The sequence below is a fragment of the Corynebacterium sp. HMSC072G08 genome, assembly GCF_001809185.1.
Classification (GTDB): domain Bacteria; phylum Actinomycetota; class Actinomycetes; order Mycobacteriales; family Mycobacteriaceae; genus Corynebacterium; species Corynebacterium phoceense.
Genome location: NZ_KV796383.1, coordinates 1 through 10991, shown reverse-complemented (window position 1 = coordinate 10991; position 10991 = coordinate 1). Strand labels below are relative to the sequence as shown.

The 10991-nt window shown below is 59.6% G+C and carries 11 protein-coding genes; 1 reads left to right on the top strand and 10 read right to left on the bottom strand.

Annotated elements, in window-relative coordinates:
- Positions 1–168 precede the first annotated feature (168 nt).
- From HMPREF2559_RS01060 to HMPREF2559_RS12620, 8 genes are all read right to left on the bottom strand, one after another.
- Positions 169–924, bottom strand: coding sequence for an iron ABC transporter ATP-binding protein (locus tag HMPREF2559_RS01060; protein WP_070539255.1), 756 nt, complete (start codon positions 922–924; stop codon positions 169–171).
- Complete coding sequence (locus tag HMPREF2559_RS01055) at positions 921–1892, bottom strand: iron chelate uptake ABC transporter family permease subunit (RefSeq protein ID WP_066510037.1); 972 nt, start codon at positions 1890–1892, stop codon at positions 921–923. Before HMPREF2559_RS01055 ends, HMPREF2559_RS01060 begins: the two co-directional genes overlap by 4 nt.
- Positions 1882–2862 carry an ABC transporter permease gene (locus HMPREF2559_RS01050; protein ID WP_066487311.1) on the bottom strand — a complete coding sequence of 327 codons (981 nt, stop codon included), beginning with the start codon at positions 2860–2862 and terminating at the stop codon, positions 1882–1884. Before HMPREF2559_RS01050 ends, HMPREF2559_RS01055 begins: the two co-directional genes overlap by 11 nt.
- 60 nt (positions 2863–2922) lie before the next feature.
- Positions 2923–3927, bottom strand: a complete 1005-nt coding sequence (locus tag HMPREF2559_RS01045) for a siderophore ABC transporter substrate-binding protein (RefSeq protein ID WP_066487313.1) — start codon at positions 3925–3927, stop codon at positions 2923–2925.
- 332 nt (positions 3928–4259) lie between these two features.
- Positions 4260–5036 (bottom strand): DeoR/GlpR family DNA-binding transcription regulator, encoded by a 777-nt coding sequence (locus HMPREF2559_RS01040; protein ID WP_231732310.1) that lies wholly within the window; start codon positions 5034–5036, stop codon positions 4260–4262.
- Positions 4996–5403 (bottom strand): hypothetical protein, encoded by a 408-nt coding sequence (locus HMPREF2559_RS01035; RefSeq protein ID WP_066487316.1) that lies wholly within the window; start codon positions 5401–5403, stop codon positions 4996–4998. The genes HMPREF2559_RS01040 and HMPREF2559_RS01035 overlap by 41 nt, the downstream gene beginning before the upstream one ends.
- Positions 5396–5800 (bottom strand): helix-turn-helix domain-containing protein, encoded by a 405-nt coding sequence (locus tag HMPREF2559_RS13450; RefSeq protein ID WP_082723209.1) that lies wholly within the window; start codon positions 5798–5800, stop codon positions 5396–5398. The genes HMPREF2559_RS01035 and HMPREF2559_RS13450 overlap by 8 nt, the downstream gene beginning before the upstream one ends.
- Positions 5801–5863: 63 nt before the next feature.
- Positions 5864–6388, bottom strand: coding sequence for a hypothetical protein (locus HMPREF2559_RS12620; RefSeq protein ID WP_141759175.1), 525 nt, complete (start codon positions 6386–6388; stop codon positions 5864–5866).
- Positions 6389–6845: 457 nt separating this feature from the next.
- Between HMPREF2559_RS12620 and HMPREF2559_RS01025 the strand changes: the two genes are divergently transcribed.
- Positions 6846–9332 carry a DEAD/DEAH box helicase gene (locus tag HMPREF2559_RS01025; protein WP_246818443.1) on the top strand — a complete coding sequence of 829 codons (2487 nt, stop codon included), beginning with the start codon at positions 6846–6848 and terminating at the stop codon, positions 9330–9332.
- A gap of 37 nt (positions 9333–9369) precedes the next feature.
- On the opposite strand, the gene HMPREF2559_RS01020 is transcribed toward HMPREF2559_RS01025, so the two are convergent.
- The gene (locus HMPREF2559_RS01020; protein WP_066487323.1) at positions 9370–10317 is read right to left on the bottom strand and encodes a DUF3039 domain-containing protein; all 948 of its coding nucleotides are present in this window, start codon (positions 10315–10317) and stop codon (positions 9370–9372) included.
- 105 nt (positions 10318–10422) lie between these two features.
- Positions 10423–10821 (bottom strand): helix-turn-helix domain-containing protein, encoded by a 399-nt coding sequence (locus HMPREF2559_RS01015; protein ID WP_068802205.1) that lies wholly within the window; start codon positions 10819–10821, stop codon positions 10423–10425.
- Between the last annotated feature and the right edge of the window lie 170 nt (positions 10822–10991).

Below are 10991 nucleotides of genomic sequence, written 5' to 3'. Positions count from 1 at the left end.
ACAACCCTTAACGAGTTGCTCTCAAGCGACTTATTCAAACTTAGTGATTGGCTTTGACTCTGTCAAATCCGAATCAACGGAGTTTGCGTTGCCGCCTCGCTGGCGACTCGGATAAATATAGGCCCGGACCTAGATTCAAACAAATCGCGAGGTCAGGGCCTTAAAAATCTAGTGGTAGCACGCCATCAAACCATTGGGTCCTTCGATGACTTGGATGAGGGTTTCGAAGATATCGGTGAGGATGTCGTCTTTCATGATGGACTCGGTGGGTCCGAACTCCACGATCTGCCCGTCTTTACACGCACAGACATAGTCGGCATAGCGCGCGGCGAAGTTGATGTCGTGGAGGACGACGATGATGGTGCGGCCGAGGTCGCGGGCGGCGACCTGAAGGTGCTTCATCATCTCCACGGAGTGCGCGATATCCAAGTTATTGAGTGGCTCGTCGAGGAGGACGTAGTCAGTCTCCTGGCAGAGCACCATGGCGACGTAGGCGCGCTGGCGCTGGCCACCAGAGAGCTGGTCGAGGTAACGGTCCTGGAGTTCTTCCAAGTGGAGGAAGCGGATGTACTTGGAGATGATCTCCTCGTCGCCGGCGGTAATGCGCCCCTGCGTATACGGGAAGCGGCCAAAGCCCACGAGCTGGCGCACGGTGAGTTTGGTGACGAAGTGGTTCTCCTGGCGCAGGATGGACAGCACCTTGGCCAGTTCCTTGGACTTGGTCGAGGTGACGTCGTGGCCGCCCACGGAGATGGAACCGGCGTCCATGTCGAGAAGGCGACCAATCATGGTGAGCATCGTCGACTTGCCGGCGCCGTTGGGCCCCACGAGGGCGGTGATGCCGCCGGAGGGGATCTCCAGATCGAGGGGTCCGATGGTGAGCGACGAAGAGTAGGACTTCGTCACGTTCTTTAAAGAAATCACAGTCTGCCCTTTCGCAATATGACGAACAGGAATACGGAGCCGCCCACGAGCTCGATGATGATGGAGACCACGCCTTGGGCACGGAACACGTGGTTCATGATGAAGTAGGCACCGGTAAGCACGAGGAAGCCAAGACCGATGGCCATCGGGAAGATATAGCGGTGATCGTAGGTGTCCACGAACTGGTACGCCAGGGTGGCCACGAGGAAGCCGAGGAAGGTCATCGGACCGACCAGCGCGGTGGTCGTCGCCATGAGCATGGAGACAAGGATGAGCGTGTAGATTGCGTTGTACTTGTGGTTCACTCCGAGGTTCTGCGAGACGTCTGCACCCAAGGCGATGACGTTCAGGCGCCGCGCGTTGAGGAACAACAGGACTGTCGCGACGATCACGATGGGAATGGCCACCGAGTAGTACTCGGTGGACGCGTTGTTCACGGAGCCAAAGAGACGCGCGGTGAGCACGTCGAACTCGGAGGGCGTAAGCAGGCGCTGCATGAAGGTGGAGAGCGACCCCAGTCCCCCGCCGATGACCACACCCACGAGCAGCATGGCGTGAAGGTTCTTCTCCGCACCGGTGAGCAGCCAGGAGTAGAGCAGGAGGGACAGCAGAATCATGATGCCCATCTGCATGAGGAACGTCCCGAAGTTGCGCGAGGCCGTGAGCCCCGCGGCGCCCAGGAAGAAAACGGTCGCCGTGTTGATGACGCGGTAGAGCGCCTCGAAGCCCATGATGGACGGGGTGAGGATGCGGTTATTCGTTACCGTGTGGAAGGCGACGGTGGCCATGGCTTGGCACACGGCGACGATGGCCATGGCGGTGACGGCATCGGCGCGGCGCTCGGCGATGAGCCAGAACTTGCGGGTGCCGAATGGCATGGGGTTGTCCCAGGCGAGCAGGCCGAAGGCAAAAACTAAAGCCAGACCCCAAACGACGGACAGCGTTATCCAGTATTTCTTAGTGACCACGGTTGCTCCTCACGATGAGGACGACGAAGACGACGGCGCCGATGATGCCGAGGATGACGGAGACGGGCATCTCGAAGGGCGAGATGATGACGCGGCCCACGAGGTCGCAGAGCGTGACAATGCCGATACCGAGGACGCAGACCCACGGCAGGTTGGAGCGCAGGTCGTCGCCGCGGATCATGGATACGACGTTGGGCACGATGAGGCCGAGGAACGGCAGGGAGCCGACGACGACGGTGACGACGCCGGTCGCGATCGCGATAAGGCCGGTGCCGATGAGCAGCAGACGGTTGTAGTTGAGACCGACGTTCGTGGCGACGTCCTCGCCGAGGCCGACGACGGTGAGGCGGTCGGCGAAGAGGAAGACGACGATGAGCACGATGAGCACGATCCAGAGGACCTCGTACTGCCCCGAGTAAACCGAGGTAAACGAGCCCATGAACCAGATGCCGAGCTGTTGGAGCATGTCCGTTTCCAGCGCGAAGAAGGTCGAGACGGCGGAGACGACGGAGCCGAGCATGATGCCGATGATCGGCACAATGAGCGAGGAGCGCAGGGTCACGCGGCGCAGGAAGAGGAAGAAGACCATCGTGCCGATGAAGGCGAAGGCCACGGAACCGACCATGCGCACAAGGATGGTCGAGCCAGGAAAGACGACCATCGTGAAGAGTAGGCCGAGGCCGGCCCACTCGGTGGTGCCCGTCGTAGACGGCTCGGTGAAGCGGTTTTGCGTGAGCAGCTGCATCACGAGGCCGCTCATGGCCATGGCGGCGCCAGCGAGCACGAGCGCGATGGTGCGCGGCACGCGCGTGGTCATAAACATGTCAAAGCCGTCGCCGTGCGAGAACAGGTCGTACTCCCCCGTCGCCAGCGAGGCGAGCAAGAGCGCGAGCACGCCGATGCCCCCAAGCACCAGCTTCCAGTCCCACAGGCGCCGGCGGGTCCGCGGCGCCTCGAGTGTGTCAGTCATGAAAAATCCTTAAAACCGGAGGGGCAACGCGGCCGCTCCGGTGAAGGGGTCTAGCAGGGATTACTTAGCCGACTCAAAAGCGTCAGCGATCTGGTTGAGAACCTCGGTGTAGGTGATGATGTTCTCGTTGGTGTAGGTATCCTCCGGGGCCGTGATGATATGGCCGTCCTTGACGGCGGCGACGTTCTGCAGCGCGGCGTTGTCCTTGATCAGCGCCTCGCCGTGGAGCTGGCCATCCTTGGCGCCAATGGCACCGTCACGGTCCATGATGAAGATCCAGTCCGGGTTGGACTCGGCGATGGCCTCGACGGAGATGTCGTCGCCCTCGTGGTTGTTCGAGCCGTTTTCCACCTCGAGGGACGGCGTGAGGCCGAGCATGTCGAAGTATGGGCCGAAGAAGCGGCCTTCGTGCGGAGCGATGTAGCCGATCTCGCCGCCGGAGGTGTTCACGGCCATGATCTTCTTGGACGGATCGTAGGCCTTCTTCGCACGCTCGAGTGCCTTGTTGAAGTCGTCGACGAGCTTCGCGGCATCCTCCTCGTGGCCGAAGATCTGGCCCAGGGCCTCAGTCTGGCGGATGAGCTCGGCCGGCAGGTCCTTGCCGTCGCGCGGCTCGAAGTCGAGCACCGGCACCTCGTCGCCCACGAGCTCCTGGAGGTCCTCTTGGTACTGCTCGAAGCGCTGGCCGTTGATGACGATCTGCGGGTCCGCGGCGACGAGCGCCTCAAGGTCCGGCTCCTTGTGGCTGCCCAGGTTGGCCTCGACGGTATCGGCGTTGATCTTGTCCGAAAGCGTCTTCGGCACGAGCTTGATCGGCGCCGCCACGATGTTGACGCCCCAGTCAGCGAGGATTTCGAAGGAACGGTTATCCGTCACGGCCACGCGATCATATGGGAGGGTGAGCTCGTGGGAGCCGATGTTGTCTTCGATGGTGAGCGTGGTGGCATCGGCAGCAGCGGCCGAGGTCTCCGTGGACTGAGAGGACTCCGTGGAGGAGCAGGACGCGAGCAGCGCGGCGGCGGTCACGGTAGCAACGGAGGCAACAAGAGTGCGACGAATCGTCATTGCGAGATAGATCCTTTTCATTTCCCGCCCAGAGCGAGATTAGGAGAGCGTATGTTTACGAAAGGTACCCTAACCAAACTTAGGCAAGGCACGCAAGGGGGTACCCCCATCCATCGAAAGATGGAGTCCACCCCACGCAGTAGAACTCTCGGACGGGCTTTCTCTCCTCGGCCTCGTTGCCCTTCTCGGAGCCTGGTCAACTGGCCGCGCAACTTCCCTGCCCCGTCGCCGTGGCCGCCCGCCCCGCCATCCGCCTGCGCCGGCGCATGTACCTGCAAAGGATCGTCGCCGACCTCGAGGACGCGGACGAGGAAGGCTCCTACTACTAAGCCTTATTTACCTGCGGGCACCGTAATCACGTGCACACCCAGCTCGCGAATCTGCGCGAGAATGTCCGCTGGCGCGTCCGTGGTCGTGACCAGCTGATGCAAATCCTCGATATCGCCAAACCGAAACGTCGAGACATGATTAAGCTTGCGCGGCGCCACGGCCAAGATGCGTCGCGTTGCCGCGCGCATCGCGGCGCGTTTATTCTCCGCATCGTCATACGTTGTCGTCGCCAGCCCGTGTTCCAGCGACGTCGAACACGACCCCAGCACCACCACGTCTGCGCGAAATTCCCGCAAGGCGCTCGCCACCGCGACGCTGGACAACGCCAGCGTGTCCGGTTCGACCTGCCCACCCGGCACAAAGATATTCGCTCCCGGCTTCGCCCCGAGCGCCGCCGCGGAATGCAGGCTCAGACACATTGCCGTAATGGGCCGGCCAGCCAGCCGCTGCGCAATGGCCTGCACCGTCGTGCCGTTATCAAAAATCACCGCGTCATCATCTGCAATTAACTCCGATGCCGCCCGCGCAATCGCCGCCTTCGCCTCCGGGTCTTCTGCCTGCCGCGCCCGGAAAGGCTTGGGCGTTCCGCGCCGCTCGACCCGGCGCGCCCCACCATGCGTGCGCACGAGCAACGACAAAACACAACTTTCACCCCACATAGCCAGCATCCCCCTGGCAGAGGTCAGGCCAGACATGGTGAAACAATCCCAGAAGCGATAGCCCCGGACGAGGACCGCATTAACCGAAAAATTCGGCAAATGCTTCAGGTGCGAAAGCATTCTCCATGTCTTTGGGGAAAGGTACGACAGCGCGATCGATTGAGGCAGCCAATTCGTTGAGCTTCAGCTGCGTCGCAGCCAGAGTGCGCGGTCCTGCCCACGACGACAGAATTTCCACTTGCTGCTCCTGAGTCGCTGGTTCAGAAAGCATATAAACGCCCCGTACCGCAGCAACGATGTCCGCGTCATCTCCAGTACGATTCACGCAGACCTCGAGTCCAATTGCATCGTCTGCGAGATGTACTCCGAAAGTCATCGTTACGTTGATGGGAATCTCTTCCCCATTGCTGCTGAAGCTTTTTGCTTCAGCGCTGACTTTCGCTACGGAATATGATTCGGAGATTATCAGCTCCGTCCCCTCACCCATGCACCTTGCTCCTTGTTGTCGTTCTAAAAGACGGTCCGCGGCGCGGAGAGAACTCCGATGTTAACGGATCCCCAGTAGCGATAACCTTCATCTGAAAATGGGTCGTACTCGGGGGCGAGGGAGAATGCACCGCGGACGGTTCAACTTCTTGGAAGCTGTGAACCCAGGCCGACATGGAGAGCTCAGCCCCCACGGCCTTGGCATACCGCCGAAGAGTAGACATCGTAAAATTCGATTCGCCTTGCTCAAAAGCAACAATTACGTCGCTTTCTACTCTGAGCGCGGCCGCCACCTCGTCGATAGTTCGACCGCTGTCTTGGCGAATTGCTCGCAAGTCATCAACCAGTTTAAGTTGAGCACGGGCATTGACCCGCCCGAGCGAGTTTCGACTTCTCATGGGACACCACCTCTCCGTCTACATAGCCTTCGGTCCCCACATAGCTTTTAGTCTGAGTATAGATTAGCTTTCGCGCAGGTACCTAAGACTAAATTGCTTATGGTCGCGAGTCCAGCGTCGCGCCTCATCAATCGCACCCTTGATGTGGGAATCTTGCTTGCCGCGTTTCACTTTCTTTTTGCGCACCTTTTTCCCACGCAGGCTGGAGAACAAGACATCATCGGTCGGCTCACTGGTTTCGGCATCATTCAAATCATGGAAATAGGATCGCCAGAGAATTCCGTCTTCTTCGTTGAAGGAGCTTCCTTGAAAACGAATTTCTCCGCACCACGGGATTTGCCCACTTGCTGCACGCCAACGACGCAGTGTTCTTTCCCCCACCGGACAACGATAACTCCCACGTCCACGACCAGTCTCCGCATTGTCAGCAACCGGAAGTCCACGTTGAACCGCTCGATCGAGAAGCTCATCATACAAATCAGCCGCAGCTTCATCGTTTTCGCACAGCTGCTCGTATTCAGATTGATAGCGAGGCGCCTCATGTACTCGGGCACCCGGCTCATTCAAGCGGCACAGTTCATCATCCATGTAACGGTCCTCTTCTAATTCCAAAGGTCTTGAATTGTGATAGTTAATTTTAAACGGCGCACTCGACATGAGCGCCTGCCCTTGAATCCGCGTTACGCACCCAGGTCCGTCAGGAATTCACCCCTGTAGCCTCACCGCAATCCGTCCCCAACGTTCATGCCAATCTCGTCCTCAGCTCACAGCTGCGCAGCGCTCGTTCCACTGCCCCACTTTTGTCAGCCTTTCACAAGGCACTCTCACAGCGATTATCTTCGTTAACGTTAAAGCGCGCCCCGCTCCAATGCCGAAGTCACTGAAAGACGAGCCCTCCCGCGCCCTCACAGCAGCTCTTGTATGGACCATCAGGAAAACCTATGCCCACGAATCGAGCCGCCCGTACGCTACTTCGACTAAACGCCTTCTCCTTGGCCAGAAACAAGCTCACATCGACACCAGTTCTTGTTATTCTCACCTCATCATGACCGCGTCCCGCTCACCCCAGGCCTCCAGCCCAAACAACACCGAACTCGACGCACTACGCCTCCGCGTCGAAGGGCTGGAACGTGCCCTCCTCGCCCTCGCCGGTGTTTCCTCCGTCGAGGAACTCCTTGAGCAGCACGCAATTCCTGATGCACCAATCAACCTTGCGCAGCCCACGGAATCTCTACCCGACGTCCCTGTTTCACCAACACCAGCCGCCCGCACTCGGATGTCAGGCGAAGTAACAAAAGACTCCTCCACCGCGGAGAAAATGGCGCTCTACATGTCGCGCTTCCGCGGCCGCCAGGACATCCACGCCATCGCGTGGACGAGCAAGGACGGCCAGAAGAAGGCCTGGTTCCCCGCCACGCGTCACACGAAGTTCAAGGATGACCCATCACCGGAGAACCTCCGCCCACTCGACGCGTCGGTCATCACCAAGCATCTCACCCGCACCGAGTTCTTCGCCGGACTCTACCCCTTGCTTCCCGATGACACCTGCTATCTCCTCGCCTGTGACTTCGACGACGGCGACTTCCAACAAGACGCCCTCGCCTACGCCGAACAATGCCGAGCCCACGGACTCGATCCGCTCATCGAGGTCTCTCGCTCCGGCGCCGGCGCCCATGTCTGGATCTTCTTTGAGACCGCGGTTCCCGCGCAGCTCGCCCGCCAGGTTGGTCTCGGTTTACTCGCAAGCTCTCCACGTCCCGTGAAGTTCTCGAGCTACGACCGCTTCTTCCCTGCCCAAGATCGGCTGCCCGTCAACGCGCGCGGCCAGGCCCAGCTGGGCAACCTCATCGCCCTCCCGCTGCAGGGCAACCATCGCCAGAAAGGCACTACCGTCTTCGTCGACGACGATTTCCATCCCTTCGACGATCAATTCGCCGTTCTTTCCTGCACCCGCCTCGCCACGCAGCACCAACTTCAGAAGATCCGCGATGCGCTCTACACCGACCACGATCCCGAGAAACTCCCCTCTCCACCCTGCAAGCAACAGTTAAAGAAAATCGCCAAGACCAACAAAGCCAAAAGCGACAAAGACCGGAAGGCCTCCGTCACCCACGACGCCCTCGTCCACATCGCCACCGCCAACCTCGACACCGCCACGCTCAATGCCCTGCGCCACCTGGGTGTCTTCCCCAACCCCGAGTTCTACAAGCTCCAAAATCAGCGCTTTTCCACATGGGGCACGCCCCGCGTCATCGTCCGCTATCAGGAAGACGCCAGCCCACACGGCAAGCACGAGCTCCTCCTCGACCGTGGTCTCCTCGAGCCAGCCATCGACATTCTCAAAGAAGCTGGCTACACCATCACCCGGCGCGGCCACACGCCCAAGCCGCCGAAGATTGACGCCACCTTCACCGGCGAGCTCACCCCGCCGCAGAAGAAGGCACTCAACGACATTTCAGCCCACCACACTGGTGTCCTCGTCGCTCCACCCGGCACCGGTAAGACCGTCATCGCCTGTGCACTCATCGCGCGCCGCCGCGTTCCCACCGCCGTCATCGTCAAAACCAAGGAACTCGCCGCGCAGTGGCACGATCGCCTCACACGTTTCCTCGACGTCTTACCTGGCACCAAAGCCAAGCCCACCCACGTCGTGGACATCATCAGCGCCGTCGCGCTCGGCCGCAAGGACACAGACGCTTCTTTTCTCGAAAAGTACGGTCACGTCATCGTCGATGAGTGCCACGGCGTCGCAGCACCGGGACTGACCGCTGCACTGAGCAAGCTCAACATCCGCTATTGGACGGGGCTGACCGCCACGCCCTACCGTTCCGATGGTCTCGATCGCCTCATCACCATGCTGCTCGGACCCATCCGCCACACCATCGCGCCCCAGCGCACCACCCGGCGCGAGTACCACCCTCACCTCACCGAGTTCACCCACGAGATCCTCGGCCCTGTCGACATGACGGAGATCTACAACGCCCTTGCTGCCGATGCCGCCCGCAACGCCCTTGTCATCTCCGTCACCGCCGCCACAGCGCAGGCTGGCCACAACGTCCTCGTCCTGTCCAACCGCCGCGCCCACGTCGCCGCGCTCACGGAGGAACTTCGCCACCAGCTCCCCGATGCCAACGTCTTCTCCCTCACCGGCGGCCTCACCCCCGCCGAGCGCCACGACCTCCACGCCCAACTCGACGCCTCGACACACTTCGTCCTCGTCGCCATGGACAAAGTCGCCGGCGAGGGCTTTGACCTCCCCACCATCGACGCCCTCGTCCTCGCCTCCCCCATCTCTTTCAAGGGCAACATCATCCAGCGCATCGGCCGAGTGACCCGCAGCGAGACCAACGCCACCGCCACCGTCCACGACTTCAACGACTACAACTGCCCTCCCCTGGCCACAATGTTCAAACGCCGCCAACGCGTCATCAAAAACGAAGGCTTCGACATTATCCCCGTCACCGGCACCCCGGACACACCGCTTCCGCTCTCGCCTGCCGACGTCTCCGCCCCCAGGACCGCAGGTAGCTGAGACACCGAATGCACTACGGAGCGTGACATTTTCTCCGCTAATTGCCCAATGGTAGCTTCGGCAATGCAGCATACAGCGCCTCGCACTGCGGACATGCCGGCAGCGAGTCTGCGTCTTGTGTGGGAACGAAATAGACTCCACACAAGGAACGCACACCAGTCCCATCTATGATCTTGCTTGCTAAATGTTCACGGTGTGTGAAATGTGCGACGGCCCCGAGTTCTACCTCCGCGAGGGTGCGCATCACATCATGCGTTTCTAGCTCGGAAATGCGCTTGTCGAGACTCCCCGGCTCTTCCATTTGATGAAACGCGTCCCCAACACGATCCCAGCCTTGTGCGGGCGGGTAGACCGAAGCCAATACACGAACGATGAGCTGCCAATAGAGCTCCTCGTTGAAGTTGACTCCACGCTGCGGAAAGAACTCAACGATGACTTCATCTGCGGCGATGCGGTCCTCGCCCCGCACCAATTCCACGTACAACTCGACGGTCGCGAACCTCCCCAATCGCGCTAGCGGATGGTTCACGTCAAAGCGCGCTATCCCACCGCCACAAATCTCCTGCAACGCAACCAGCACCTCACGCTGGATATTGAGTTCCCACTCCGTACGAATACGCGCCGCCGTCTCCAACTTCAGCAAACGTTTATCGTCTTCCGTCGGCAATAGCCGAGTAATAGTACCGTTGTGCTCCTCACGCTCCACAAATTTATAGAAGTCGTCATTGTCCTCATGACCACCTTTTGCACGCCCTGCAGCAACCAGCCAGCACACTCCTGTTCCAGGATCGGTCCACACCCCGCCTCGCCACTGAGACTGCTTTATCTCCAGCAGACGAATGGAGACAGCACTCCCAATAGCGCCCACGTAGTTATCGGCGGACGCTGTGTCGGTGAACGATTCGGCGGTCTTCCTTATGATCGGATGTGCGAGCTCGCTTAACGGCAATAAATCTTCGTAACGCTCATCACCCACCGCACGCATGACGAACGATTCTTGCCAGCCGTCCCTCAAGTCCTCTTTAAGTACTCGAAGCGTGGGACGCCCGCGTCTACTATGCATAGCCCTTTTCGTACCGCAGAACCAAAACTAGAGCAAGTCCGCAATCGTTGCATCTACTGCACGCGTGGTTTGCTGCTGGCGTGCCAGACGCTGTGCCAGTTCAATACGATCCGAATCGCGCTGCTGCTCGAATAGGGCGAGGTCGACTACACGAATGCGTCGATGCGTGCCTACCTTAAAGTAGGGAATTTTTCCCTGATCGAGAAGGCGATTGAGAAATGTACGGCTCATACCGAGCTGCTTAGCTGCCTCATTCGGCGACAACGCAGCATCTTCCTCTGCGCTCAGCAGATTGCCACCGTTACGAAGCACCTCTGCAATGTTCTGCATAAGAGTACGTACAACCGGCGATTCGCTCGCTTTCGCAAGCGCGTCAAACTCCTCCAGCTGCTGAGGAGTCATCTTTTCGTCCTGGAGAATACGCATGGTCAACCTCTGCTTCAACACAACATAGTGTGTAGCAATCTCACTACACCATCTGTCGTAAGTGACACTACCGTTAAGACGGGAAAGTGTAAAGCAGTTTGACATGACACTCCCTGTGACATTTAAACCCTGATACCTGTGAGGTTACCCTCGTTTAGTGGACACCCTAT

What these genes read in the sequence shown, in the direction of transcription:
- HMPREF2559_RS01035 (WP_066487316.1), bottom strand. Translation starts at nt 5,403, where the DNA reads ATGGGTGAGGGGACGGAGCTGATAATCTCCGAATCATATTCCGTAGCG.
- HMPREF2559_RS01025 (WP_246818443.1), top strand. Translation starts at nt 6,846, where the DNA reads ATGACCGCGTCCCGCTCACCCCAGGCCTCCAGCCCAAACAACACCGAA.
- HMPREF2559_RS01020 (WP_066487323.1), bottom strand. Translation starts at nt 10,317, where the DNA reads ATGCGTGCGGTGGGTGATGAGCGTTACGAAGATTTATTGCCGTTAAGC.
- HMPREF2559_RS01015 (WP_068802205.1), bottom strand. Translation starts at nt 10,821, where the DNA reads ATGCGTATTCTCCAGGACGAAAAGATGACTCCTCAGCAGCTGGAGGAG.
- HMPREF2559_RS13450 (WP_082723209.1), bottom strand. Translation starts at nt 5,800, where the DNA reads ATGAGAAGTCGAAACTCGCTCGGGCGGGTCAATGCCCGTGCTCAACTT.
- HMPREF2559_RS01050 (WP_066487311.1), bottom strand. Translation starts at nt 2,862, where the DNA reads ATGACTGACACACTCGAGGCGCCGCGGACCCGCCGGCGCCTGTGGGAC.
- HMPREF2559_RS12620 (WP_141759175.1), bottom strand. Translation starts at nt 6,388, where the DNA reads ATGGATGATGAACTGTGCCGCTTGAATGAGCCGGGTGCCCGAGTACAT.
- HMPREF2559_RS01040 (WP_231732310.1), bottom strand. Translation starts at nt 5,036, where the DNA reads ATGCTTTCGCACCTGAAGCATTTGCCGAATTTTTCGGTTAATGCGGTC.
- HMPREF2559_RS01045 (WP_066487313.1), bottom strand. Translation starts at nt 3,927, where the DNA reads ATGACGATTCGTCGCACTCTTGTTGCCTCCGTTGCTACCGTGACCGCC.